The sequence below is a fragment of the Parasynechococcus sp. genome (assembly GCF_045559935.1).
Taxonomy (GTDB): domain Bacteria; phylum Cyanobacteriota; class Cyanobacteriia; order PCC-6307; family Cyanobiaceae; genus Parasynechococcus.
The window spans coordinates 39,790-62,764 of the sequence record NZ_JBJLJL010000009.1; the positions used below are offsets into that span (position 1 = coordinate 39,790).

Below are 22,975 nucleotides of genomic sequence, written 5' to 3' on the forward strand. Positions count from 1 at the left end.
ACGTACAGGTCCCTGCTCCAACAGTCTCAATTCACGAAAGAAGTCATCAGGATGTCTGAGACCGTTTCAAGGTCTTGGATCCGTCCTGTTCCCCGATGCATCGTCTCAGGTGCCCCCGGGCAATCTGACTTCATGCTTGGACGTCATGGCCCCAGGGCCCTTGGCAGTAACTCCGTCTGAAAACTGAATTTCTTTTTTCGCAATCAGCTGGCCTGATTGTCTCGATCACAACGATCTGGATGTCAATGACCATCGGATCGCGAGGTCCGATCTGAAAAGATCGGACCTTGTTGTGGATGCTGTTGACGTTGACTGCCGGTTCCGAGCCGTTCCCGTCCCTGCAGCGCGGCAGGTTGAGCACCCTTCAGGTGAACCTCGGCTACCGCTGCAATCAGAGCTGTCGCCACTGCCATGTGGACGCCGGACCCTGGCGCACGGAAATGATGGCCGACGCTCTGATGCAGTTGATTCCCCAGGCGGTACGGACGCAGCGCATCTCCTGCCTCGATCTCACCGGTGGAGCGCCGGAGCTGCATCCGGGTTTTCGAAAGCTCGTTCAGCAGGTGCGGGCCGATGGCGTCGACGTGATCGACCGCTGCAATCTCACGATCCTGTCCGAGCCGGGACAGGAGGATCTCGCTCTTTTTCTGGCGGATCAAGGGGTGCGGGTGATCGCCTCTCTGCCCTGCTACAGCGAGTCCAATGTGGATCAGCAGCGGGGAGAGGGAGTCTTTGAACGCAGCATCAGTGGGCTTCGCCAGCTCAATGCTCTTGGCTACGGCAACGGAGATGGCCGCCTGGAGCTGCATCTCGTCTACAACCCGCAAGGACCATCACTGCCTCCGGCTCAGGCTCCACTGGAGGAGGCTTACAAAAAAGAGCTGGCCGTTCTTGGGATCCGCTTCGATCGCCTGCTCACCCTGGCCAACATGCCGATCAAGAGGTTTGCGCGAGATCTGGCCCTGCGCGGGGAACTGGAGCGTTATCAGCGCCTGCTCGAGGGGGCTCACAACCCTGCCAACGCCTCGGCGGTCATGTGCCGTGAGCTGCTCAGTGTCGACTGGCAGGGCAATCTCTATGACTGTGATTTCAACCAGCAGCTGGAGATGCCGCTGTCGGGTCGGATCCGTCGTCTGGAGGATCTGGTGCTGGACGACACCGTGGTCACTGGCCAGGTGATTCACACCGATCGCCACTGCTTCGGCTGCACCGCCGGCGCCGGCTCCAGCTGCGGTGGGGCCCTTCAGGGATGACCGGTGTCGGGATCGGGGCTCTGGCCCGCGCGCGAAAGCCAGTCCAGCCGGATCGAGGCCGGGGCGAACAGCAGCACGTTCTCGCCCACCCGCTGCTGGTGACCATCGAGGGCATGAACGCCTCCGCTGACGAAGTCGGCGGTGCGCTGGGCCTGGTCCGGATCCATCCGGGACAGATTCAGCAGCACCGTTCGCTGGTCCCGTACGGCGAGGACCGCTTCCAGACCTTCCTCAAAATGCTGAGGTGTCATCACGATCACGTCGTGCCAGCCGTCGGAATGGGAAAAGGACATGCGTCCATGATGGTGGGATTGGAACAACGTCCAGATGCAAAAGTCGCGGATTGCTGGCAGCACCCTGATGGTGTTGTTCGGGCTCGGCTGTCCGGCTGCCCTGGCAGACCATCACGGCGGACAGCCCAAACAAGCCATGTTCAAAACCAAGGCTGAGGCCGAAGCGGCGGCACCTGGATTCGGCTGCACGGGAGCACATCAGATGGGAGCGATGTGGATGGTGTGTGCCGAGCATTCCGATGCCGGACACAAGCAGGCCCACTGACGGATGACTGCTGAATCAGGTCACTGCGGAAGCAAGCCGAAACGGATCGCGGTTGGTGTCGCCCCGCTCGGAACCATCTCCATCGGCATCGTGCCGATGGGCGTCATCTGCATCGGTGTGGTGCCGATGGGAGTGGTTTCCATCGGCGTTGTCGCGATGGGGGTGATCAATGCCGCCGTTGTCGGCATGGGTCTTGTCGCTGTCGGAGTCAACACCATGGGAGTGATCACGGCCGGCCCGATGAGCATGGGCCTCATCCAGATCCGCTCCACCACCAATCCGCGATATCTGGCCTACCCCAGCCGTGAACAGGCGGAGGAGCAGGCCAAAAAGCTGGGCTGCCTCGGTGTGCATCGCATGGGGGATCGCTACTGGATGCCCTGTGATGAGCATCCCCGTTGAGCGGAAGCCTCCGGAGGCTCAGGGCTTGCAGTCCGGGCAGATGGCGCGGACCTTGAGGCTGGATTCGATCAGTTGAAATCCGAATCCATCGGCCGCCGCCGCTCCGGCGGCGAGAACAGGCTCGCTTTCGAACTCCTCGGTTCGCCCGCAACGGATGCAGACCACGTGGTGGTGGTCGCGATGGTCCGCTCCGGTGAGCTCGAAGCGACGTCCTCCCTCACTCAGCTCCAGCTCCTGAAGAAAGCCCATGTCCGCGAGCAGGCGCAGAGTGCGGTACACGGTCGCGAGGGAGACTTTCATCTCCCGATGGGCCAGCTGCTGATGGACGTCCTCCGCGCTGAGGTGGCATCCGGCTCCCAGCCGTTCGAAGAGATCCAGCACTCGCCTCCGCTGAGGCGTCAACCGACGGCCACCCTGATGCAGGCCCTGCTGCAGAGCACCACTTTCAGAGATCGACGGCGGGGGTATGGACAACGCTGCCGGGCTGCTGTTCTCAACAGTAACCACTAATGAGAGTGGAGACCAGGCGTGTCGGATGCTCCTGGCGTGAACACGGAATTCAGCGGACGGTGGTGATACCTTCCGGGCGACCTTTTCCCTGTCTGCTGGTGGAAACACACGTGCTCACCTTCAGGATCACCACACCCTTCGATGAATGGGCGAAGACCTACGACGGCTCCGCCGATCTGCAGAAGGCCGCAGGCATCACCTCTCTGTACCGCGGCGTCAGCAAGGACGACCCGAGCCGATGCTGCGCCGTGATGCAGGCGGAAGCCGGCGTGATGGAGCGGTTCATTGCCGACAACGCTGAGCTGATCGCTTCCTCCGGCCACGTGCTGGAGAGCACGACCGCCCAGGTGTTCCTCGATCACGCCTGACCCCATCCGCCTGAGCGAGATGCGCATCCTGCAGCTCACCGATCCCCATCTGGTGGCCGCAGATGCTGCCCGGGTGCGCGATCGCCCTGCCCTGCCGCTGTGGCATCGCGCTCTCGACCAGGTGGAGCTGCTGCAGCCGGATTGTCTGGTGGTGACCGGTGACCTCTGCCAGGACGAGAGCTGGGGTGGCTATGCCCGGCTGAGGGATGCGCTGCAGCTGCGTGTGAACTGTCCTGTCGCCCTGGTTCCCGGTAACCACGACCATCCGTTGCTCCTCGATGCGGTCCTGGGTCGGTTCTGCACCACCGCGCCGGCTGAGTTGGTCGTGAGCGGTGTGCGTCTGCTTGTGCTCAACAGCCATTGGAGCGGTCATTCCGCCGGTCGCCTGGGGGCTGGTCAGTTGCAGTGGCTGTCCGAACGCCTTCAGCAGATCGCTGGTGATCCGATGCCCCTGGTGGTGGCGCTGCACCATCCACCGATGGCCATCGGTCATCCGGTGATGGACACGATGAACCTGATCGATCATGGGGCGCTTCGCCGCTTGCTCCTCCCGCTTGAGGCTCTGCGGGCGGTGGTCTTCGGTCACATCCATCAGCACTGGGAGGGATGCTGGCCTGATCGCGTGGACGTGCCTCTCCTCGGCGCCCCTTCAACGCTGAAGAGTTTTCAGAACGTTCAGCCCTGCCCTCTCAACCGGGCTGAAGATCCTGGTGGCCGGCTGCTTGAGATCGATGCCAGCGGTCGGCTCAGCCATCGTGTGCTGCGCTGGCCGACGCTCTGATCTCAGCTCCCCTGGCCCTGCGCAGCCCGGAACGCCTTGAGTTTGTCCATGTCCTTCTCGTGGTCGATCGAGTAGTCGGTTAGCACCAGGGCCTTGCCGATCGTTCCAAGGGCATATTCCATCCGATCCAGGTCTCTGCGCCCCTCCTGGGTCTCACGGGCTGCCCGGATCACGTCGGGCGTCAGGTCAGCAGCGATTCGTTCGATCGCCTCGGTGAGAGCCCGGGCCTGATCGAGCGGACTGGTCGACTCCATCGGATCCCCCGGAGCTGGTCCAACGAACTCTGCCAGTCGTTGGTCAGAAGCGGATCGCCGGCGGACGCCTCTGGCCGGGAACGGCGACGACGTTGAAGGCAAGTGACCAGCGTTCACCGTCTCCGCGGAAGGGCATCACCGAGTGCGGCTGCCAGGCGGGAAACACATAGAACTCGCCGGGAATGGGCAGCACATAGTGAGCCATGCCTGTGCGGAATGACTGGAGATGCCATTCCTCCGGGCCGTGAAAACAGAGCTGTCCATCGAAGCTGTCTCCACTGATCTGATTCGGCACCTTCAGGAAGATCACACCCGAGAAGCTGCCTCCATGGGTATGCATCGGGTTGTAATCACCTGCCCGCTGGCAGTTCAGCCAGAGATCGATCATCTGCAGTCCGTAGCCACCCTGAACCCAGGGACCACGCCCCTGGGGTGGTTCACGGTCCACGACGTGACGGATCCAGCGGTCGCAGGCCGGCAGCAGATGTTGATCAGCCAGCTCCTGGACACCGGGCTGGTTCGGCATCAACTGGCGTTGCTGGCTGAGCTGACCGGCGAGTTTCGGCGATGCATCCGGACTGGCCTGCGGATTGCTCAGAACCGACTCGCTCAGCTGCATCAGTGTTGATTGCAGAGGAGCCGGCAGTGTTCCCTTGAGAATCGAGCGAGGGAAGAGGTCAAGAACTTCCACGCATGCGCCCGCAGCTGCAGGACATCCTGACAGCGCCAGAGTGAAGGCTCTGTCCACCACGATCCCCATGGCTGCTGCCGTGCTGCTGACCCTGGTCGTGCTGCTCAGCAGCTCTCTGCAGGCTGGGCGAACGGCTCAACCCCTGAAGGTTGACAGCTCACCGCCCGGTCAGCGTGGCCCGACCGCCGAGCTGTTGCAGGGAGGGTCCCTGACGCTCACCACACGACGCACGCGTGCGCGTTTCCCCGATGGCAACCGGATCTGGAAGCTGGACCTGCGGCGCGATGGGCTGCTGCTGGCCAGCTGGGATGCGGTCAGCGGCATCGCTCAGCGCCAGGATGCCGACCGGCTCTGGAGCCCAGGCAATGCGGCACCTCTGCCAGCCGGCCGCTACCGCCTCGGACCGCCTGAGCCATGGGGCGCGGATCTCTGGTTCGATCTGCAGCCGCGTTTCAAGACCACACGCAGCGCCCTGGGCATCCATCACTGTTATCCCGGCACCGGTTGCATCTGCATCCCAAGCCGTGCGGATATCAATGCCCTTGCGGCCTGGGTCAAACGCGGCGAAATCCGCACTCTGACCGTGATCAACTGAACCAAACAGATCACAGCCTGAGGTCAACTGCAGCACGCCATCTGAGGGATTTCATCTCTAAAAACACTGTGAACCCACTCCCCGGAACGGATTCATGGGCGACGTGAACATCTGGATGATCGTCGGCTTCCTGCTGGCGGCGTATTCCGTGGTGGCCAACGACTCTCTGCAGACGCTGGGTACCTACATCTCCTCGAACAAGACCCGCACCCCGAAGGTGGTGCAGATGGGCTTCATCTGCTCCGTCACCGTCATCGTGCTGATGCTGGGCTTTTTTCTCAACGATGGTGATCCGGCCTGGGGCCGGCTTGAGAAGTTCGAGCTGCCTGAGCCGTTCGGCTGGGTTTATGTGATTCCACCCATTGCGGTTCTGGCCCTGACGCAGTGGGGAGCTCCGGTGAGCACCTCCTTCCTGGTGCTCTCCTCCTTCAAACCGGCCAACATCGGCAAGCTGCTGGGCAGCTCCCTGAGTGGTTACTTCCTCGCCTTTGCGTTGGGACTGGCCGGCTATGGCCTCGGCATGTGGCTGCTGGAGCGCTGGGTGTTCCGCCGCACCCAGGAAGGAAAGGATTTCAACAGGGTCTGGTACGGCCTGCAGTGGGTCTCCACCGGCTTCCTCTGGAGCATGTGGCTGGTGCAGGACCTGGCCAACATCTTTGTGTTTCTGCCCCGCAAGCTGGATGTCTTCCCGATGGCCATCTGCACGGCCGTTCTTTGCGTGGGTCTCTGCTTCCTGGTCGCCAGTGGTGGTGGCCCGATTCAGGCGGTCTTGCGATCGAAGACCAACACCTCCGACCTCCGCTCGGCAACGGTGATCGACTTCTTCTTCGGTCTCTGCCTTCTTTACAAGGCCTTTCTCTCCACCTTTCCGCTCAGCACCACCTGGGTGTTCCTCGGATTGCTGGGTGGCCGTGAAATCGCTCTGCGCATCAAGGAGCAGGAATTCGAGTACACCTTCACCAATCGAGAGAGCGGCAACCTGGGCAAGATCATCGGAAGCGATCTGTGGAAGGCCTTCATCGGTGTGGTGGTCAGCCTGGTGATCGCCCTCGGCATTCAGCCCCTCCTGAGTGTCGGTTGATCCAGAAGAGCTGCTCGGTGCGGCCACCGGGCAGCTCGACCATGCGTTATGGTTTAAGGAATAATTAAGTGGGCAAAGCTTGACCATCGCTGCCCATTTCGGCGAAATGGCGTCAATTCGTTCATCACTGCACTGACAAGCTCACACTCCCACCCGCGCGATCACAGCGGCCGCTTCCGATCCAGCGGTGCTCCCAAAGCGAGGGCCGTTCAGGTCTGGCTCAAGCCCGATGTTCTCCAGAGGCTTGACGCTTACTGCGCGATGTACGGCATCGGCCGGGGCAAGGCCATCGGCCATCTTCTCAAGGGAGCCCTTCCCGATCCCAGCTGGGTTCCCCATGATCTCGCCTTGCCGGGGCATGGCGATACGGAGTCGGCGGTCACGGGGGGGATTGATGTCCTGGAGGAGGAAGGTGCTGGTGATCCTGCATCCGATCCTGAGCTTGAGCATCTGCGACGGCAGCCGCGGCCGGCAGCCCGGTTCCGGGTGGGCGATCGGGTGAGCAACAACAGCGGTGGGCGTTTCGGGGTGATCGCACCGGAACCCAAGCAGTGGACCGATGCGGTTCGGCTCCCCGGTGGAGACCTGCGCGCCGGTCACTGGAGCTATGCCGTTGCCTGGGATGGGCAGATGGGTCTCACCATCCGTTACGCGGAGGATCTGCTCCGGTCGGCGCGCGAGTCGAGAAAAATCTGTTGAATCACTCCTTGGCGAAAGTGCATAGCTAGGGAGAGGGAAGTCCAGACCCGTCATGGGACGCTCGCTACTTCCTCTCGTTCTCGTCTCACTGCTGGGGTCTGTGGCTCAAGCTGCTCCAGTGCAGGAGCTCATCGCGCGTCAGTCCATCCTGGATGCCGATCGCTCTCTGGTGGCAGCCGGCTGGCAACCATCACCGCAGCAGCAGCCGTCCGCGGCGGAGCGGGAGTGGTCCAAGGTGCCGTTGAAGAGTCTCAGCACCTGCTCCGGAACCGGTGCCGGTTTCTGCCGTTTCGACTACGTGCGGGATTCTCAGCGGCTGTCGGTGGTGACAGTGCCGTCCAGTCCGGGCAGGCCGTCGGTCGGGCGTGTGGAGCGCTGGTGGTGATCAGGGGTTGAGCCGCTGTTCGGCCCACCGCTGCGCCAGGGACCAGGTCAGCCTTCGGTGGGGGTGATGGCCGAGATCCAGCAGCTCCACACGCTCAATGGTGAGCGTCAGCACCAAAAAATGCTGAGGTGGTGGAGTCGTTTCCTCGATCTCGACCGGATACTCCACCCCGGCGCTGAAGGGCTGACCCGGCTCCGGCCAGGCCCACAGCGCCCGACCGCCAGGAGAGAGCTGTTTCCAGTGGTTGCGGCAATGGTCGGGGTCCTGCGCGATGGAACACAGTTCGATGGCTCCGCGGAACCGGTATTGCTGTTTGGCCTTCGGCAGCAGCCAGCAGGTCTCCACGGCCGGTTGATGGGTGAGTTCGGCGGTCTTGCTGCTGCGCCCGTCGGTGTAGAGCAGCATCCGGCTCTGCGCATCCCAGCCGCGGAACACCAGGGTGCGGACCCGTGGCGTTCCATCCGCTGCCGTGGTGGCCAGTTGCAGCCAGCGTGCTGCCGGTGTGCGGCCTTCGCGCTGAAGGGCGCTGCGCAGCAGAGGCCGCCAGGGGGGCAGGGTCATGACGATTCAGAGTCCATAGAGCCGCGCCTGTTCGACGGCGGCACGCACGACGATGGCGTGTCGCCTCACCAGTGGCTGAAGCGTGTCGTACCCCCCGCCGATCACCGTCGCGACCGGAAGGCGGCGCCTCAGGCAGGCATCCAGCACCAGTCTGTCGCGCTGCATCAGACCCTCATCGCTGAGGTCGAGTCGACCCAGCCGATCATCCCGGTGGGCATCGACACCGGCGTTGTAGAGCACCAGCTGGGGGCGGATCTCATCCAGCAGCCCGGGCAGCCTGTCACCGATCACGGCTAGGTATTCCTGATCGCCGGTGGCATCGGCAAGGGGCAGGTCATGATCACTGGCCACCTTGCGCAGTGGGAAATTGCTTGCCGCGTGAACCGACACGGTCACGACCCGGGGGTCATCGGCGAAACAGGCGGCGGTGCCATCCCCCTGATGCACGTCCAGATCCAGCACCAGCACGCTCTGCAGCTCGTTCCTCTCCAGCAGCACCCTGGCTGTGACGGCGCAGTCGTTGAAGATGCAGAAGCCACTGCCGAAGTCCGGATGGGCATGGTGTGTTCCGCCTGCGAGATGGCAGGCCAGGCCATGGCGCAGGGCCAGCCGGGCGCAGAGCAGCGTGCCTCCAACGGCCAGCCAGGTGCGCTGCACCAGCGGCCGTGTGGGCGGGAGTCCGATGCGTCGCTGCTCCGGACGTGTCAGCCGGTCGCCGCTGAAGGCTTCGTGGTAGCGGCGCGAATGAACCCGTTCGAGATCCCGCCGCGCCACACTCACCGGTCGGTGAAGTTGTGAGTGGCTGATCACACCCTGCGCCAGCAGAAGGTCGTGCAGCATCCGGAACTTCGCCATCGGAAACCGATGGGTGGATGGCAGCGGCGCCGAATAGAGCGGGTGATAGACGACGGGGATGGGCACAGGAACGGACCTTGTGGCCGTGAATGCCTGTTGATGCTGGATGGCGGAGCCTTCGATCGAGGCCGGTTGAAGGCCGATGCGTCTTAAGCCGAGCGGCGCTCCATCAGCCAGGCATTGAAGCCGCTGGTTTCCAGCTCGCTGATGCAGTCGCGGATCTTGTTCAGGTGGCTTCGCTTGATGCTGCCAAGTCGCTTGCCTTCTGCGCTGCCGAGCCCGGCTGACAGCCGGCGCTGATTGAGCAGATCCAGCTCGCGGTCGAGATGTTCCATCAGTGCGAGCAGGGAATAGCCGTGCCGGATCTGCTGTTCGCTGAGGGATGTGATGAAACGCCGCATCGGCCGTTCCTTAAGCCTCTTTTAACTCTGGCACGCTCCCCGCAGCACCTTCCAAAGAAAAAGGCTCCCGGCGAATGCCGGGAGCCTCACGTCCGTGTGAGGGGTGTCTCAAGCCCCTGCGGCCATTCTGACCTCCACTGATCGGCTCAGATGTGAAAGAGAATGGCGGGACTGTGTCCAGGTGCGACCAAAACCTCGGATTGAGGTTCAGGGCCGCAACTCCGGCATCCCGATCTGCAGCTGCGGCCAGGTGAGCGTGGTCCCCTGCTCTGCGCTGCGCACCAGCAGCCCATAGGCCGTGTCGTTCTGCAGGGTGATCTTCACATTGCAGCTGTCCACAGCTGTCGCTCCCTTGCCGCTGCTTCGCCAGCGTCCGAGGCGACGGGCGGCGATGGTCCTTCCGTCCTCCAGGCTCAGCTCCAGAGTGTCCGGGGTCTGCAGGACCTCACAGGCTTGAGCCATTGCGTTGATGACGCACTGGGTGGTCCGTGCCTCCCTGGATGGTTCGGCTGCGGCGGGAAGCGTTGTGATCATCAGGCTGATCCAGCCAGCCAGCGTCAGTCGTCGGGAACGTCCCATCAGTTGAGGATCACGGTGTCCGTGGCCACGCAACGCGTCCAGGCTGTTTTGGGCAGCTTCGGGTTGTCGCGATCGGCGATCTTGTACATCAGCTTGAACTGGCAGAAGCCCTGTGTGTCTTTCAGAGGCGGGACATGAACCCGTACTTCTGGAAGATCCAGCTGGAACCGGGCTGATTTCTCCGGCTGGGAGTAGAAGATCGTTCCCGGTTTCACAGTGAAGATCCCCGCCGCTGCAGGCTGTGCCACAGCCGCCAGAGTCAGTGTTGCGGCCAGAATCGATCGCATCGTGCGTCTGAAAGAGGGCGACGCTAGGGAGTGAGTTTCCGAGCGTCAAGCGTCACAGCCCTGCACCGCTATGACAATCAGACATCTGCCTACGCCACATATGGGGCACAAAAAAGCCCCATGCGTCGCACGGGGCCGGGTGATGGGGACAACTTTATTCTGCATTGTCGGGTCAACGCCATATCTGGTGATTGCCAAATGAGTGACACCAGACCTATTGGTGAAGCGTGTGCTGGCGCCGGGGTTTCTCCTGATTAGTGTCAGCCCATGCCGGGTGATGGGGATCGCCCGCGTCGATCATCAGCTCCGGGCGACCACGTCGGAGCTCTTTCCCTCTCCCCATCCCGGCCGCTCTGTTTCGTGAGCTGTCAGGCGTTTTCAGGTTCGTCCGGTGGAATCGTCTGCCAGCCGCTCTGCCACTGCGTTCGGTCCTGCAGTTCCTGAAAACTCTGTCTCAGCCTTACTTCTGGCGTGAGCACTGAAACCAGTTCCACCCAGCGCCCTGAGCCACGCCCCCCCTGCAGCACCAACCTGAAATGGCGTCGCCCCTCGCGGGGGTGGCGGCTGGTCCACGCCAAGGCCGGTTTCCATGTCACAGAGATGCTGTGAGCGGATGGACTCCACGATCGTGATGGATGGGACGTCGATCGGTTGATCTGTCCGATCAGACGTTGCCGCTTCAGGCCAGACTTTGATGCTCATGGACCCTGGCCTTGACGAACTTCCGCATCGTTCGCGATGACAGCGAGGAGGACGCCATCACGCGCCTGCGCTTCGGCAGTTACGACGAGGCCTACGACGAACTGGAGCGCTTTTATGCCGGTCTCTGTTGTTCGGATGACCGTGTGGAGTATTCGATCAAGAAGGTCTGCAGCCTTCCTTGAGGCAAGCCTCAGTTAGCCACATTTTATTTTCCGTCAAGAGAGGTTATTTAAAGAGTTGTTACCTGAAGTCCAAAGACTTCCATGGGTTAAATCAGTAGAAAAAATAAAAACTGAAGAAAACCTTATAAACGGCTCAGGTCGCTCCGTAGCAGGAGCCACGGTGTGGGAGTCCACCTTCACAAAGTTTTTCTTATTTAGGAAAAATGAAAACACCTCTGCTCCTAACTGCGCTTCTCCTGGCGGCTCCAGCGGCTGTTCATGCAAGCGTCGCCGGCTCGGATGACCCGAACATGGATGGCACCACCCAGCGCATGTTCATCATCAATGCCACCACGCCTGGCGGACTGACCTTCTCCGGTGCCGGCACAGCCACCTTCAACAATGCCGTCGGCACCTCCAACCAGTTCAACGTCGGCTCCAACACCAGCATCGGTGTGAACGGAAGCGTGTCGGCCACTCAGGAATTTGATGGCTTGTCCAACGGTGTGATGCAGATGGGGGCAGGCAGCAGCCTGATGCAGACCAACGGCACCTCCTCCTCCGCTGCTGCCACCCAGGCTGCTTCCGCTGCTGCCAACTCGGTTGCAACGGAAACGGCCATGCGTGAATCTCACAGCACGGGCTGGGAATCAGCCACGACGGCAACGAACCTGTCCTCCACGGAGACCGGCAACTACGGCAGTTACAACCGTGAGGGCGAGTGGGAGTGGACTGCTGATTACGACTCCTCTTGGGGGGATCTGACTGCTTCGCAGCAGGCTTCCTATGGGACTTCAGGCCAGACCGCTTACGAAACCGAGCAGAGCAACTTCAACGAGTTCAAGAACGCCTACACCACGTCCTACAACCAGAACTACAACTCCAGCTATAGCTCCGCTTACAACAACGTCATCACCAACAGTTCCTCCACGGCGAACGAGTCGTCGGCGACCGGAATCATCAAGGGTGAATTTCTCACCACGGAAGACTCCATCACCGCCATCGGTCAGGAAGGGCAGTTGGGTGCCATCGTGACCTCTGCCTTGGCAGCAGCGACCAGCACCGGAGATAGCGTTGGCGGAACATCCTGGACCGCTGCCTTCAACGCAGCGTATGAGGCTGGCTATCAGCAGTCCGTCGGTTCGACCAGCACTGTCAGTGACAGTCAGGTTTCCATCGAAGGCCTGGGTGCCATCGCCAGTGTGAATTCCGACGAAAATTCCAGTTTCACCGTGAATCTGGATCGCCTGGAAGCGTTCAAGTCCACAGGCACGCAGACCAATTCATCTGCGACAGCCAACGGTTCTGCCACAGCGACGTTGTCCACCAACTCCTTCGCCACTCAGAACAACCAGCGCACCGCGTCCGCCTTCATGCAGGCCTTCGCTGCCAATTGATCAAATCGCAAGTTCGATTGATTTGGGAGGGGCTTCGGCCCCTCCTGGTTTAAAACTGTTCAGGGATTGTTCATTTCATCAGCATGATCAGCTCTCGATGTCAGTGCTGATCATGCTGATTTTCTGTATCAGCCGCTGGCCACGATTGCCGACGTTGTTGTTCTGAAAGTACTTCATGTCCATGCATCGTTATCAGGTTTTCTACTGCGAGCAGCCTGACGGAAACGCAGGGTTTGAGCCCGTCATCGCGTCGGATGCCTACGAGGCCTGTCGGGAGATGGAACGCAGGCACCCAGGCGCTTTATTGGCTTCGATTGATGGTGAACTGACGGATGAGGTCACGGCAAGGAAGCTGTTCGCGCACTGGCTTAGCTCCATCTGACTGACGGGATTCCACCTGGATCACACAGGGATCTCCGCTTCGATGGTCCATCCTTCCCTGGTCAGCGCATCGGCTGCGTCAGACGCATCGCGAGAGCAAACATCCACGAGGCGAAACAGCTCGCCCTTGTAGCAATACAGCCTGGTTAAACCGATCACGGCGGGGACTCCCGGGTGTCGACAACGTCATCCAAGCTTCTCGGACCAGTTCGCGCAAGTCACCAGCTCCCATGCTTGCGGTTGGCGCGAATGGTGTGGTGAGCACAAAAAAACCGCTCCAGAGGTGGAGCGGGAGTCTTGGCCGTAGTAATCCCCATCACCCGGCACACCACCACATCTTGAGGTGTCGAGATGAGTGTAGTACGAGATGTACCACAGATATGGGGCGTCAAGATTTCCTCAAGGAATTTGTTGAGTTTGGTTTGTTCTGTGTCGTGTATCACTGCAGCACTAGATCTGGTGGCTTAAGGGAGGTAAGTTAGGTATCCCCATCACCCGGCCTGCCCCAGAGGCAGGCTTTTTTATTGGTCGGACACCATGTGTGGTGTTTTTGGGTGCGACGACGCCAGGTCAGCCTCGAGAACGATGGGTGGTGGCCTGCAATCGGAAGCATCTGATCAGAGGAAGGCAGGACCAGCCCGTGACCGGGCCGCTGCAGTCCAGTCAAGAGAACAGATCCAGAAGCTCTTCTTTGTGAGCACGCCGACGTTGAGCGGAATCCAGCGAGGATCCAGCAGCATCAGTAAAGATGCTCAGCCGACAGGCCAAAGCACGACATGGACGGTGGGTGCCATCATCAACGATGGTTCCGACCGCGGATCCGTTGGATAAATGAAGGGTCATCAAAAATCTTTGAATGCCGATGGTCTATCGAAAATTTCACAGATCATCAGGACGGTTTGCCGTACTCAGTTCATCAAGGATGAGCCAATCGACAAGGTTGATTCCTTATCTCGGCTCAATCCCCAGTCTCTGGATCCGCATCAAAGCAATAACAGATCTTCAATGCTTTCGATGACTGGACTTGTTCATTCAATCCGGACCTTGGCTTGGCTTCATCTGTTGGATCTGAAATCACATCCTCCAACTGAGGGATTGAAGCAAAGTCCGACATCCCCTAATTGGGGGATGTCGGATCCGTTTCTTTGAACAAAACTTGAGCTCACGACTGTGAGGTGCCTTGGTTGTTCTTCCACAACTGAAATTGAAGGCTGAACGTGATGAACTCATCAGGTTGATGTGCAGACCCTTGCATCAGCAGGCCAGTGACCAGTGCATCAAGGAGTCATTCACCACGTTCGTCTATGGGATGGGCAATAGGAGTGTGCTGGACTGCCTTGCTGTGATGAAGGTGTCATCAGCCGTGAAGTAGTTGTCAGAACCAATCACCTCTTTCTTCCAGCCAATTGCTGAGTCGGCCAGAAACTTTGATGATTGTCTTGATGAATAAAGGGAAAGTTTGTGATCAACGTGTGATCAATCTCAACTCAGTCAGATCAATCGGATAATCTCTCCATCGTCTGTTACGAGGTGAGTCGACGTCTTCTCTGGCTGGCGTTCACAATGGTCTCCCAGGCGTGACGGGTGTGGGTCATGTCTTGTCAGTACGACCCCAGAAACCACGTGGTGATTGGGGTGTGGGAGTGGAGTGAACCATGATTGGGCCCTCGTTCTGCGCTTTGAGTTTCGCCTGCTCGTTCAGCTCCGCTTGGAGAAAGATGCCAACCAGTGAAAACATGACGATCACAAGCACTGCTGCGACCAGATACATGACAGATCGTGCGACAGCTTCGTCTTGCATTCGGCTTGATTCGCTCACGGCGCAGCGCTGAAAGGCCTTGACGGTTTATCAGGCTCAGCGTGCGAGTGCGATTACGAATCATTCTCTTTTGTATTGGCGTTTAACGAACTGGGTAGGGGTTGACACTTCTGACAGTCTTGGTGAGTTTCCGTGTCGTTCCTCCCCACAGACTAGAAACATCGATATCGCCTGGCCCTAATGGGTCTGCCTTGAGGCATTGCCGTGGGGTATCAAACACCTGAGATTGAACGTGGGGCTTCAGTCACCGCAAGAACATCCGCACGATCCTGCCCCATGGCAAGGTTCATGATTCAGGTGTCCTGTCGAACAGGCTTCTGAGCAAAAGACTTTGCCTCCAACAACGACAGCCTTGGTTTCTTCAACTTGGCATGTGCACTTCAGGCAGGCACACGGACTCGTCGTGGTCATGTTGAATTATCGATTTAATTTCAGTCTACTGATGCCGGGCACGATTTCATTGGCCCCGGACGAGCCGTCGTTCCGCAGGTTCTTGCAGTGCCACACTGGCCACGTTGTGTGGGTGTGCCATGGCCCTGGATCAGCTCAAGGCGTTCATCCTGAAAATGCAGGCTGACGAGGCCCTCAAGCAAGCTGTTATGGCGGCATCGACAGCGGATGATGTCGCCAAAATCGCCGATGGGCTGGGTTTTGAGTTCAGTGGCGATGAGCTGCTGCGGTTCAATGGGCAGAAAGTTGGAACGGTCACTGTGGTGAAGCCGGATCACCCAGGCGAGTACCACTGATGCAGGGAGTCACTGAGCTGGTGCTCCTCGGTATCGCGTTCCTCGGTCTTCAGGCTTGGTGGCTCAGCAGGGTTTTTCTGGCTCGTCCAAGGCAGCCCAGACCGCTCGGCAAGCCAATGAGAGCGAACTCACTCCAGGGTGAACGGAATGTGCTGCAGAGAATCTTCGATCAATCCTGATCAGCACCCGGCGGATTGCATTCCTATCGGAACGCGGTTTCATGATTGAAATACAGATATCCCGCGTGATGCCCGAGCTCCTGAAGCGTCAGATTGAACGCCTGGAAATCGCCATTGACTTGTCGACGGACTGGCTCGAGATCCAATACCTGATTTCTGAGTTGGATCAACTCAAAGCCCTGTACGACGAGGCAGAGATTGATGCGGCTTAGCCCCTTTGAACTTGATGAGCGTCGTGGTTGTTGTTCAACAAGCCTCGTGTTATCCATTCGCGTCACCCCTGGGGTGATGAAGGTTCTGGATCGGCGCAAGGCGGTTGTGACTTTGGTAGCAGCTGAGCCTTGAACAATCAGGTTCAGGGGAGTTATGAGGGCTCCAGCAGGTTCATGAACCGTTGTCTGAGATCCACAGCTGCATCTCATTGATCGAGCAAGCCGCCGGTCTACCGATCACTGCACCGGCTGAGATTGCCGATCTCACGTTCCAGCTCTGCAACATGGGTGGCGAGCTGGTGTCAGTGGAAGGCTTTGGCGAAGGCCTTGGCAATGCGCTGAAGCATGCAACGGGCTCCAGCGCCTGGATTGCTCAGGGTTAGTGTTCGCTGAAGCCGTCTGCCTCTCAAGCCTCCGACTCCTGATGTGGCCTGTCAATGGAGCTTGGAGGCTCCGATCGGACATTGGGCACTGGCCATTTGTCGCAGAACAGCTGCCGTGGCGCTGCGGTTGTTGAATGCTCGATAGACGGCGAGCTGATTGCTCAAGTCCTGGCATTGCCTGTTTTGGGAGTCCATGAGAGAGAGATGCCCTGGATGCACAAACCATGACTCCTGACCCGCAGCAGGAGATGTGCCAGATGCCACCAACCGATGCCTGGGCTCATGGCCGAGGTCGTCGAGGGTTGGGTGGATTTGCATTCCGCAACACAAATCCTGATATTTGAGTGTCTGTGAGATAATAAATAAACGCGAATGGCCAAGAGACCACAACGCGCGATCCAGATAACGGAGCAGACCAAGTGAGCAAGAAAGGACTCCAACCATTTCTGATGGGTTTGGCCAAGACCATTCGTAAGAACAAAAGCAAAAAACAGGTTGAACTGACCGGTTACGAATCGGCTCAGCGCAAACGCTTTCTCCGTTCTGAAGCGGAAGATGCCTCTTGAGCTCCGGGCAAGGTGTTCGCACCAACCTCAGCAAGCCTGCATGCATTCCCATGAAGAACAGGGTGTCTGTTGGTCGTCCATGGGGCAGTGCGGAGAGCTTGTCGCCTACCGGACGCTTCGTCTGTACACAGCCTGTTCAATCTCTGGAAATGCGTAGGGAGACTGATTGACCTGCTGCTTGATTGCTTTCAAGCATGCATGTGATCCGTCGGAATACCCTTCGTCAATGACAGTCTGGAGTGCATTTCTCCAGCGCATTCCCTCTGCCAGCAAGCTCTCAAGCTGGTAAGCAGCTTCATAGCTCATGCATGTGCCCGCCTGAGCAGCCGCGGGCAACATCAAACCAAGGGCAAGGATGGAAAGCAATGGCTGATGCGATGCAATGGACTCAGTCAGGAGCCTAATCCGCTTGATCGGGGCCACTTCACTGGTCCATCGGTCCGGCAGTCACAACCGATACAGATTCTTGGTAAAGTATTTCCATCGTTGGCCTGGGATTCCCGGGTGCAGTTCGTCTCAAGCCATGCAACGGGGGCTTGGGCGCTGTGGAGCGACGTTATGTCTCCTCTCCCTCTGATCCAGGCTCGTCTTCTGCGTGCGCAACGCCTTGCTGCCGCTCAGAAGCTGATGGCCAGGACGTCACTTAAAAAGTGACACTGCAGCCGCTCCTCCTGGGGCGGCTTTTTTTTGCTTTCCGATCGTTCATCACGCTGGATTTGCCTGGCCCCATCACATCAGCGCATTGAATCCTGTGAAGTACAGAATTCCACTGCAAACCAGGCCGAGCATCCAAAACACTGATCTGGCGAGTGGCACGTTGAACACATAGGCGCTGATATAGGCCACTCGAAACAATGGGTGTGCCAACGCGGCATACAGGGTGATCACGGGAAGCGTCTGACCGTTGAAGCTTGCAATCACGGCCAGCAGTGCTGCTGGTGCGTGGATCGTGAACGATTCAAAACTATTTTGCTGTGCCCAGCTGGCACGTTTCCCCCAGGCAGGGTACCGATCAAACATTGTGCGAAGCGCAGCCAGATCCTTGATTTCAAGCTTTGCTTGAAAGCGAGCGATATAGATCAGAATGATGCTGATCAGCAGCGTGCCGAGTGAAAGGACAAGTGACCAGACGTATGGTGTAGTGCTTACAACCGAGGAGTGCGATAGCGCAGTCATCAGGCGTTTGTGGTGGCATGAACTGCTGACAATTTAGAAAGTTGGGGCGAAAAAATCCTTGCCGTGGGACAGCGCCCCTTTTTTAATCGGATCTGGCTAGCAATCTGCTGCGTGTGTTCTCAATGCCAACTCCCATTCGGCAGGATCCTGTTTCAGGCAGGTGTCTCCTCCTGCGAGACGGGGCTTGTCAGCCGCCATTGCAATATCGAACGGCACCGGCCATTCCATTCAATTCAATGGATCCCGGCCTTTGGTTGGCTGGAATGTTCATGATTGTGTAGACGCATGCGTTGTGGTTTTTGGCTTGTTGAGAATTCTGTGCAAGGTTGGACAGGCCGGCATCGACGATGAGCAGGATGCCGACCAGCGTTCCTGTTGAGACTGTCGCCAGGAGTGGCAGCAAGTGTGCATTGAGAAGGTCGCGCATTTTTGACATTGATGTTGTGCTTCTCTCCTGGTTCTAACGCCATCGCAATGGGTGTGTTCAGCTCCATTGCTCTCTGTTCGGCTTCTCTCGCTACGACGGATGAACCTGTTTTTCCCAACGTGCTGACAGGAAGGAAATGCTTTGTCTGTGTGGTCGTTGCCTAACGGCCTTCACAATGCTCGACAGCTTTTAAATAATTGACCTTGCCGGGGCCTTGCTGGCTCTCGGGATTGATGGCGTTGCGCATCTGGATCTGCGCATCGACGCAGCGATTGAAGCGATGGTGCCTGACCGCCTGTGGCACGAGCAGCACTCCGATGCTGATCAGACTCAAGGTGCAGAGAGCGGAAAGGACGGGATAGGCATGGGCGCGGACCACCTCGCGGACAGGCAGCGGGCTGTTGCTGTGGTCGGTCATGACTCTGTGGTGGGCGTTGTTGCTTGTGGCCCCCATCTGCTCGATGGATCAAGGGGCCGAATGAAACCCATTTCGCCGAAGATAAGCGGCAGCTCTGCGCCTGGGCGTGGAGTTGGCATCCGGGGCTGCCAGAGATGCCTCGAGTCGCAGGACAACGGCCTCGCGCTTCGCCGATGTTCGATCGCGCGGAACGAATGCTGAGCCGTTCCAGAACAGTGACGTCATGATCACTCAACATCGATGCCCAAGCCCCCGTTCCCTGGCTTGGATCGAGCTGCGCTCCCCGGGTGGCGGAGTGAACGATGGGTAGCTGTTGCTACAAAGCTGTTGTAGTCCAGCTGGCCTTCGCTGTCCACGGCAGCCGTGGGAGGTTGTGGGCGTCAGCAGGAATGGTGTTCGTCGTTCTCCTGTTTGTCCTGGATTGGATCGAGGGGCCGTGGCTTTGGCGATGCCCCGATCGTGTCCTGGCTGTCCAGGCAGGAGGAACACAGCAACTTGCCTTTGTGGCGCCAGTAGGTCGCCATGGATCGTTCAATGCGCATGTTGCAGCCATGGCATCGGAACAGAGGCATCGTTTGCGGGCAACGCAGGCCTTCTAACGCGGCAGCATTCTCCGCCTTGTGTCGATGAAGGCAGCTTTGCAGGCGAGCAGGACGTGTCAGGGTCGTGTCGGGGTGGTGCCGGCAGCGGGATGTCTTGCCAAGCAATTGCCATCAGCCCCCGAGGTGGCTCACCACGGCGCTGAGGTTCATGCCTGCCTTCTGATACCCGGCGACAGCCAGAGCCACGACAGAGAAATTCAGCAGCAGAAACGTTGTGACCAGCTTGATTTCATCTTTCATCAATCCACGATGATCGGCCATTCCGGTGACTGTGAGCGAGGTGTTCAGCCCGTGACCGTCTGCCAAAACAACATGAACGCGCTGGGCGGCCGCAGCCGTTAACGTTTCTTCATAATATTTTGCGATGCAGATGCTCGGAATTCTTTTTCCGTTGGCCTACGCCGTTGTGTTCATCTGTTTGCTCCTGCAGGCCTTTCGAATGATGAGAGTGTCTGCCAACTCAGCGTCATCGGCGCCATCGGACAGAACAGGGTTGCAAACTGTTCATCCGGAATTGCTGGATCAAAACGGACGAGTCACCAGTGAAGAGCTTTGGGCTGTTCGTTTTTCAGAGCAGGGAGAAGCCGGCTGGGCAGCCGAGGCGGGCTGACGTCGAGAGTCACGGCCGCTGGGCGAATTCCATCCATCGAGGTCAGAGCAGGCCTTTGGCTTTCAGCACTGCGACCCGGATGCCGCCGAGCTTTGCCCAGCAATTCAGTGCCGCTTCTCTGGAGCTGTGCGGTCGCCAGTCATCTTCCGCCACCCTGCGGTCGATCAAGGCGGCAACACGCTCAACAACGGCCTGATCACTGGGAACGCTCAGCTTGATGATCTGACCATTCACCGTGATTTGAGATTGGAGGGATCTGTCGGAGCCGTGCTGATTTCGTGCCATGGCAGAAGCGCTGATTGGACATCTCCCCAATCACCCGCAGGAAGAGAGAGGTTGAGCTCACGGCAGGACGATCCGCGCATCGTGATGATCTCACCCTGGCGATAAAAAACCCGATGCCGACGGCACCGGGTTCGCGTAAGCGGTTTGGGGCACCGCTCAGATGGCAATCGGGGAGACAGGATTCGAACCTGCGGCATCTTGCTCCCAAAGCAAGCGCGCTACCAAACTGCGCCACTCCCCGGCGCTTTTCCATTGTAGGTGTCAGTGGCGATCAGGCTCCCGGCTGCAGGAGTTCCGCCAGTGCCACGCCGCTGCGGAGAGCCCCCTCCGCCCGGCCGAATCCGGCTCCTTCAATCCAGTCACCGCAGAATCCAATGTTGCTTGCCATGCACCACTGCAGCGATGTCGGCAGCGGATGGTTCAAGGGCTGCGACGCACCCCAGCGCATCACGCCCAGGCTTCTGGCCTGAGGCCACTGACGCATCAGCGCAGGAAAGGCTTTCAGGAGTTCGGGCAGCAGCTCCATCAGCCGGTGTTCCTCTCGTTTCAACAGTGCCGGCTGACTGGACGGCGTGATCGGCTCGCCGGAATCCAGGCCGTGCACCACAACGCCGAGACCTCCATCGCTCTGCGGATGCACCACAACGCGTTCCACCTGCCAGCGGCGTTGTGCCTCCGGTGTCAGCAGGATCTGGCGGGGCAGGGGGGCGTTGCGATCATCCTCTCCGGGAAGTTCCAGCATCAGGTTCCAGCGCACGGCCGCGCGGCTGCCTGCCAGCTGTTGAAGCACCCGATCCAGATCCGGATCCTGATGGGCCGGGATGGCGGAACGCAGCGGCACATCCGGCCAGGCGAGCATCGCAAGAGAACGGGGGTGGGCCAGCAGCGTTCCGCTCATCACCAGGATGCGCGCCTCCACCGCTGTCTGTCGTGTGTCGTCCATCAGCAGCCAGTGGCCGCCGGTGTGCTGCAGCCAGCGCACCCGAAACCCGAAGTTGCGCTCGAGGCTTGGACTTGCCTGATCCAGCAGCCCCTCGCAGAGGTGGGCCATCGTGGGCTGCCCCCGATGCCAGGCGCCTTTGTCGCTGTGCTCCTCGGGAGCATCCACCATCTGGCCGGTGGCATCCAGTCCTGTGATCCATCCCCATTCGCGGCGCAGCGTGCCTTGCTCCCGCAATGGCCGCAACAGCTGTTCCACCCCATCGGGCAGGTGCTCCGGCAGCTGCAGCCCGGGAGCGCCATGGTCGAGTCGCCAGGCGGGGTTCTCTCGGCGACGACGGGTGGCCATCCGACCGCCGGGTCCTCGCCCGGCCTCCACAACGGCGGTTGTCCCTTCAAATCCCTGCTGATGCAGCCTTGCCAGACAGGCAGATCCCGCCAGCCCCGCACCGATGACGGCCAGATCAACCTTCGACCGGTCTGGCATCAGGTCACATCCAGTACTTCTCGGCCGCTACGCGGGAAAACAGACCCCCCAACAGGGCCAGCAGCAGAGTCAGTCCAAAGAAGATGAAGTAAGCCATCCGGCAGACCCTGCGATGGGTACAAATGCTCGTGTGTCATAACAGCGGATCGTTGGCCTGCAAGGTCGGATCAGCTGCCGGCGATCACCGCCGGAGACGCATTCCTTCATCGTCACCGTCGTCAGCATCACCGGCACGATCACCCAAAACCTTTCCCAGCGCACGTTCGTGAACCGAGCCAGTGGCTTCCGGGTCGTTATCGATGGCGATCAACAGGCCCGCCATCGGTGATTCACGCTTATTGATCTCGCATCAGTTGGGGCAGATCATCCCGGGCAAGCCGGCTCCATCCGGGACATGATCGCGAAACGCCGTTCCGTCAGGCGGACGGAGGCCTTCTGCTCGATCATGCGGAAATGCATGGGTCGCCTGAGATTCGAACTCAGGACCAGCCGGTTAAAAGCCGGATGCTCTACCGCTGAGCTAGCGACCCGCCCTCTGGGGAATGCCATTTCAGGCACCAATGGACATTATCACCGTGGCTACCGGGAGACTGGGGCTTGTCCCTTGAGCGTTCATGACCGTCTCCTCTCCCTGGCCGGCACCGAGGATCGACCCAGGGGCCTGGGTGGCGGCGTCAGCTGTGGTGATCGGCGATGTGGAGATGGCAGCCGGCAGCAGCCTCTGGCCGACAGCCGTCGCACGCGGTGACCTGGAGGTCATCCGCATCGGTGCCTACAGCAATGTGCAGGACGGTGCCGTGCTGCATGGCGATCCAGGTCAACCCGTGGTCATTGGAGCGGAGGTGACCGTGGGCCATCGGGCTGTGATTCACGGTGCCACCCTCGAGGATGGATGTCTGGTGGGCATCGGTGCTGTGGTGCTCAACGGTGTGACCGTCGGCGCCGGTGCCCTGGTGGCAGCCGGTTCCGTGGTGACCAAGGATGTTCCGGCCCGCACGATGGTGGTGGGTATTCCGGCTCAGGCCAAGCGGGAACTGGCGGATGAGGCTGTGGCGGAGCAGCGGGCCCATGCGCGCCGCTACGCCGAGCTGGCCGGCCGCCATGCCGCGCTTCAGGGTTGATTGCTGCGAAATCGATCAGCTTCCTTCCGGGAGCGCCCGCAATCCGTTCACGGTCCGTAAGATCGCCGGGCATCTAGCCCCACTCATGAGCTTCGTCCGAGTCG

Annotated in this window: 37 protein-coding genes and 2 tRNA genes; 17 read left to right on the forward strand and 22 right to left on the reverse strand. The window is 59.7% G+C overall.

Translation table 11 applies throughout. The features are described 5' to 3' along the window. Window positions 1-296 precede the first annotated feature (296 nt). Window positions 297-1,253 (forward strand): arsenosugar biosynthesis radical SAM (seleno)protein ArsS, encoded by a 957-nt coding sequence (gene arsS, locus ACJ0G7_RS09490; RefSeq protein WP_043691700.1) that lies wholly within the window; start codon window positions 297-299, stop codon window positions 1,251-1,253. Here the strand turns inward: arsS and ACJ0G7_RS09495 are convergent. Next, a complete protein-coding gene (locus ACJ0G7_RS09495) occupies window positions 1,244-1,546 on the reverse strand; it encodes a cell division protein SepF (RefSeq protein WP_407395913.1) in 303 nt (100 codons plus the stop codon). The two genes, arsS and ACJ0G7_RS09495, sit on opposite strands and share 10 nt — an antisense overlap. 34 nt (window positions 1,547-1,580) lie before the next feature. Between ACJ0G7_RS09495 and ACJ0G7_RS09500 the strand changes: the two genes are divergently transcribed. Both ACJ0G7_RS09500 and ACJ0G7_RS09505 read left to right on the forward strand, forming a co-directional pair. Then, a complete protein-coding gene (locus ACJ0G7_RS09500; protein WP_407395914.1) occupies window positions 1,581-1,811 on the forward strand; it encodes a hypothetical protein in 231 nt (76 codons plus the stop codon). Between the two features lie 3 nt (window positions 1,812-1,814). Beyond that, window positions 1,815-2,213, forward strand: coding sequence for a GLTT repeat protein (locus ACJ0G7_RS09505; RefSeq protein ID WP_043691693.1), 399 nt, complete (start codon window positions 1,815-1,817; stop codon window positions 2,211-2,213). 18 nt (window positions 2,214-2,231) lie between these two features. Here ACJ0G7_RS09505 and ACJ0G7_RS09510 read toward each other — a convergent pair whose 3' ends face one another. Next, window positions 2,232-2,687, reverse strand: coding sequence for a Fur family transcriptional regulator (locus ACJ0G7_RS09510; protein WP_052378154.1), 456 nt, complete (start codon window positions 2,685-2,687; stop codon window positions 2,232-2,234). Between the two features lie 134 nt (window positions 2,688-2,821). Here ACJ0G7_RS09510 and ACJ0G7_RS09515 point away from each other — a divergent pair, with 134 nt between their 5' ends. After that, window positions 2,822-3,091 (forward strand): DUF3764 family protein, encoded by a 270-nt coding sequence (locus ACJ0G7_RS09515; RefSeq protein WP_043696674.1) that lies wholly within the window; start codon window positions 2,822-2,824, stop codon window positions 3,089-3,091. A gap of 19 nt (window positions 3,092-3,110) precedes the next feature. After that, window positions 3,111-3,872, forward strand: coding sequence for a metallophosphoesterase (locus tag ACJ0G7_RS09520; RefSeq protein WP_043691690.1), 762 nt, complete (start codon window positions 3,111-3,113; stop codon window positions 3,870-3,872). Window positions 3,873-3,874: 2 nt separating this feature from the next. Here ACJ0G7_RS09520 and ACJ0G7_RS09525 read toward each other — a convergent pair whose 3' ends face one another. Continuing rightward, window positions 3,875-4,126, reverse strand: a complete 252-nt coding sequence (locus ACJ0G7_RS09525) for a hypothetical protein (RefSeq protein WP_043691687.1) — start codon at window positions 4,124-4,126, stop codon at window positions 3,875-3,877. Window positions 4,127-4,169: 43 nt separating this feature from the next. Beyond that, a complete protein-coding gene (locus ACJ0G7_RS09530) occupies window positions 4,170-4,817 on the reverse strand; it encodes a putative 2OG-Fe(II) oxygenase (RefSeq protein WP_052378291.1) in 648 nt (215 codons plus the stop codon). Between the two features lie 40 nt (window positions 4,818-4,857). Between ACJ0G7_RS09530 and ACJ0G7_RS09535 the strand changes: the two genes are divergently transcribed. From ACJ0G7_RS09535 to ACJ0G7_RS09550, 4 genes are all read left to right on the forward strand, one after another. Further along, window positions 4,858-5,412: a hypothetical protein gene (locus ACJ0G7_RS09535; RefSeq protein ID WP_253912810.1), complete on the forward strand. Its 555-nt coding sequence runs from the start codon at window positions 4,858-4,860 to the stop codon at window positions 5,410-5,412. Window positions 5,413-5,506: 94 nt separating this feature from the next. Continuing rightward, window positions 5,507-6,493 carry a hypothetical protein gene (locus ACJ0G7_RS09540; protein ID WP_407395915.1) on the forward strand — a complete coding sequence of 329 codons (987 nt, stop codon included), beginning with the start codon at window positions 5,507-5,509 and terminating at the stop codon, window positions 6,491-6,493. A gap of 261 nt (window positions 6,494-6,754) precedes the next feature. Beyond that, a complete protein-coding gene (locus ACJ0G7_RS09545; RefSeq protein WP_043691679.1) occupies window positions 6,755-7,192 on the forward strand; it encodes a hypothetical protein in 438 nt (145 codons plus the stop codon). A 52-nt stretch (window positions 7,193-7,244) separates the two neighbouring features. Beyond that, window positions 7,245-7,577 carry a hypothetical protein gene (locus ACJ0G7_RS09550; RefSeq protein WP_407395916.1) on the forward strand — a complete coding sequence of 111 codons (333 nt, stop codon included), beginning with the start codon at window positions 7,245-7,247 and terminating at the stop codon, window positions 7,575-7,577. Here ACJ0G7_RS09550 and ACJ0G7_RS09555 read toward each other — a convergent pair whose 3' ends face one another. The 6 genes from ACJ0G7_RS09555 to ACJ0G7_RS09580 form a co-directional block, all read right to left on the reverse strand. Then, window positions 7,578-8,138, reverse strand: coding sequence for a pyridoxamine 5'-phosphate oxidase family protein (locus ACJ0G7_RS09555; protein WP_407395918.1), 561 nt, complete (start codon window positions 8,136-8,138; stop codon window positions 7,578-7,580). It lies immediately after the preceding gene. A gap of 6 nt (window positions 8,139-8,144) precedes the next feature. After that, window positions 8,145-9,059 (reverse strand): histone deacetylase, encoded by a 915-nt coding sequence (locus ACJ0G7_RS09560; RefSeq protein WP_043691670.1) that lies wholly within the window; start codon window positions 9,057-9,059, stop codon window positions 8,145-8,147. 83 nt (window positions 9,060-9,142) lie between these two features. Beyond that, window positions 9,143-9,394 carry a hypothetical protein gene (locus ACJ0G7_RS09565; RefSeq protein ID WP_407395919.1) on the reverse strand — a complete coding sequence of 84 codons (252 nt, stop codon included), beginning with the start codon at window positions 9,392-9,394 and terminating at the stop codon, window positions 9,143-9,145. Between the two features lie 207 nt (window positions 9,395-9,601). Beyond that, window positions 9,602-9,973: a hypothetical protein gene (locus ACJ0G7_RS09570; RefSeq protein WP_407395920.1), complete on the reverse strand. Its 372-nt coding sequence runs from the start codon at window positions 9,971-9,973 to the stop codon at window positions 9,602-9,604. Further along, window positions 9,973-10,260 carry a hypothetical protein gene (locus ACJ0G7_RS09575; RefSeq protein WP_043691663.1) on the reverse strand — a complete coding sequence of 96 codons (288 nt, stop codon included), beginning with the start codon at window positions 10,258-10,260 and terminating at the stop codon, window positions 9,973-9,975. Before ACJ0G7_RS09575 ends, ACJ0G7_RS09570 begins: the two co-directional genes overlap by 1 nt. A 368-nt stretch (window positions 10,261-10,628) precedes the next feature. After that, complete coding sequence (locus ACJ0G7_RS09580) at window positions 10,629-10,838, reverse strand: TIGR02450 family Trp-rich protein (RefSeq protein ID WP_371257651.1); 210 nt, start codon at window positions 10,836-10,838, stop codon at window positions 10,629-10,631. Between the two features lie 135 nt (window positions 10,839-10,973). On the opposite strand from ACJ0G7_RS09580, the gene ACJ0G7_RS09585 reads away from it, so the two are divergent. Then, window positions 10,974-11,144, forward strand: a complete 171-nt coding sequence (locus ACJ0G7_RS09585; protein WP_162176151.1) for a hypothetical protein — start codon at window positions 10,974-10,976, stop codon at window positions 11,142-11,144. A 33-nt stretch (window positions 11,145-11,177) separates the two neighbouring features. Here ACJ0G7_RS09585 and ACJ0G7_RS09590 read toward each other — a convergent pair whose 3' ends face one another. Continuing rightward, window positions 11,178-11,408 (reverse strand): hypothetical protein, encoded by a 231-nt coding sequence (locus ACJ0G7_RS09590; RefSeq protein ID WP_407395921.1) that lies wholly within the window; start codon window positions 11,406-11,408, stop codon window positions 11,178-11,180. Between the two features lie 26 nt (window positions 11,409-11,434). On the opposite strand from ACJ0G7_RS09590, the gene ACJ0G7_RS09595 reads away from it, so the two are divergent. Together ACJ0G7_RS09595 and ACJ0G7_RS09600 are read left to right on the forward strand one after the other, a co-directional pair. Continuing rightward, the gene (locus ACJ0G7_RS09595; protein WP_407395923.1) at window positions 11,435-12,520 is read left to right on the forward strand and encodes a hypothetical protein; all 1,086 of its coding nucleotides are present in this window, start codon (window positions 11,435-11,437) and stop codon (window positions 12,518-12,520) included. 175 nt (window positions 12,521-12,695) lie between these two features. After that, the gene (locus tag ACJ0G7_RS09600) at window positions 12,696-12,902 is read left to right on the forward strand and encodes a hypothetical protein (RefSeq protein ID WP_084187947.1); all 207 of its coding nucleotides are present in this window, start codon (window positions 12,696-12,698) and stop codon (window positions 12,900-12,902) included. A 616-nt stretch (window positions 12,903-13,518) separates the two neighbouring features. Here the strand turns inward: ACJ0G7_RS09600 and ACJ0G7_RS09605 are convergent. The 3 genes from ACJ0G7_RS09605 to ACJ0G7_RS09615 form a co-directional block, all read right to left on the reverse strand. Then, complete coding sequence (locus ACJ0G7_RS09605; RefSeq protein ID WP_407395924.1) at window positions 13,519-13,641, reverse strand: hypothetical protein; 123 nt, start codon at window positions 13,639-13,641, stop codon at window positions 13,519-13,521. Window positions 13,642-14,492: 851 nt separating this feature from the next. Then, window positions 14,493-14,720, reverse strand: coding sequence for a hypothetical protein (locus tag ACJ0G7_RS09610; protein ID WP_407395926.1), 228 nt, complete (start codon window positions 14,718-14,720; stop codon window positions 14,493-14,495). A gap of 240 nt (window positions 14,721-14,960) precedes the next feature. Continuing rightward, window positions 14,961-15,131 carry a conjugal transfer protein TrbI gene (locus ACJ0G7_RS09615; protein WP_407395927.1) on the reverse strand — a complete coding sequence of 57 codons (171 nt, stop codon included), beginning with the start codon at window positions 15,129-15,131 and terminating at the stop codon, window positions 14,961-14,963. Window positions 15,132-15,250: 119 nt separating this feature from the next. On the opposite strand from ACJ0G7_RS09615, the gene ACJ0G7_RS09620 reads away from it, so the two are divergent. From ACJ0G7_RS09620 to ACJ0G7_RS09630, 3 genes are all read left to right on the forward strand, one after another. After that, on the forward strand, window positions 15,251-15,466 hold the full coding sequence (locus tag ACJ0G7_RS09620) for a Nif11-like leader peptide family natural product precursor (protein ID WP_407395928.1): 216 nt from the start codon (window positions 15,251-15,253) through the stop codon (window positions 15,464-15,466). Between the two features lie 247 nt (window positions 15,467-15,713). After that, window positions 15,714-15,857 (forward strand): hypothetical protein, encoded by a 144-nt coding sequence (locus ACJ0G7_RS09625; RefSeq protein WP_173402121.1) that lies wholly within the window; start codon window positions 15,714-15,716, stop codon window positions 15,855-15,857. A gap of 182 nt (window positions 15,858-16,039) precedes the next feature. Then, the gene (locus ACJ0G7_RS09630) at window positions 16,040-16,240 is read left to right on the forward strand and encodes a hypothetical protein (RefSeq protein ID WP_407395929.1); all 201 of its coding nucleotides are present in this window, start codon (window positions 16,040-16,042) and stop codon (window positions 16,238-16,240) included. A gap of 1,295 nt (window positions 16,241-17,535) precedes the next feature. Here ACJ0G7_RS09630 and ACJ0G7_RS09635 read toward each other — a convergent pair. The 4 genes from ACJ0G7_RS09635 to ACJ0G7_RS09650 form a co-directional block, all read right to left on the reverse strand. Next, complete coding sequence (locus ACJ0G7_RS09635) at window positions 17,536-17,982, reverse strand: MAPEG family protein (protein WP_407395930.1); 447 nt, start codon at window positions 17,980-17,982, stop codon at window positions 17,536-17,538. A 187-nt stretch (window positions 17,983-18,169) separates the two neighbouring features. After that, window positions 18,170-18,409 (reverse strand): hypothetical protein, encoded by a 240-nt coding sequence (locus ACJ0G7_RS09640; protein ID WP_407395932.1) that lies wholly within the window; start codon window positions 18,407-18,409, stop codon window positions 18,170-18,172. A 160-nt stretch (window positions 18,410-18,569) separates the two neighbouring features. Continuing rightward, window positions 18,570-18,827, reverse strand: a complete 258-nt coding sequence (locus tag ACJ0G7_RS09645; protein ID WP_407395933.1) for a hypothetical protein — start codon at window positions 18,825-18,827, stop codon at window positions 18,570-18,572. Between the two features lie 713 nt (window positions 18,828-19,540). Then, window positions 19,541-19,669 carry a hypothetical protein gene (locus ACJ0G7_RS09650; RefSeq protein WP_256381029.1) on the reverse strand — a complete coding sequence of 43 codons (129 nt, stop codon included), beginning with the start codon at window positions 19,667-19,669 and terminating at the stop codon, window positions 19,541-19,543. A 124-nt stretch (window positions 19,670-19,793) separates the two neighbouring features. Between ACJ0G7_RS09650 and ACJ0G7_RS09655 the strand changes: the two genes are divergently transcribed. Beyond that, the gene (locus ACJ0G7_RS09655) at window positions 19,794-20,039 is read left to right on the forward strand and encodes a DUF2973 domain-containing protein (protein ID WP_371257649.1); all 246 of its coding nucleotides are present in this window, start codon (window positions 19,794-19,796) and stop codon (window positions 20,037-20,039) included. A gap of 42 nt (window positions 20,040-20,081) precedes the next feature. Here the strand turns inward: ACJ0G7_RS09655 and ACJ0G7_RS09660 are convergent, their stop codons facing one another. The 4 genes from ACJ0G7_RS09660 to ACJ0G7_RS09675 form a co-directional block, all read right to left on the reverse strand. Then, window positions 20,082-20,324 carry a hypothetical protein gene (locus ACJ0G7_RS09660; RefSeq protein ID WP_407395935.1) on the reverse strand — a complete coding sequence of 81 codons (243 nt, stop codon included), beginning with the start codon at window positions 20,322-20,324 and terminating at the stop codon, window positions 20,082-20,084. Window positions 20,325-20,491: 167 nt separating this feature from the next. Next, a tRNA-Pro gene (locus ACJ0G7_RS09665) sits at window positions 20,492-20,565 on the reverse strand. A gap of 30 nt (window positions 20,566-20,595) precedes the next feature. Next, window positions 20,596-21,750 (reverse strand): NAD(P)-binding protein, encoded by a 1,155-nt coding sequence (locus tag ACJ0G7_RS09670; RefSeq protein WP_407395936.1) that lies wholly within the window; start codon window positions 21,748-21,750, stop codon window positions 20,596-20,598. 458 nt (window positions 21,751-22,208) lie between these two features. Next, window positions 22,209-22,280, reverse strand: a tRNA-Lys gene (locus ACJ0G7_RS09675). Window positions 22,281-22,364: 84 nt separating this feature from the next. Here ACJ0G7_RS09675 and ACJ0G7_RS09680 point away from each other — a divergent pair. Continuing rightward, window positions 22,365-22,871, forward strand: coding sequence for a gamma carbonic anhydrase family protein (locus ACJ0G7_RS09680; RefSeq protein WP_043691624.1), 507 nt, complete (start codon window positions 22,365-22,367; stop codon window positions 22,869-22,871). Window positions 22,872-22,975 lie beyond the last annotated feature (104 nt).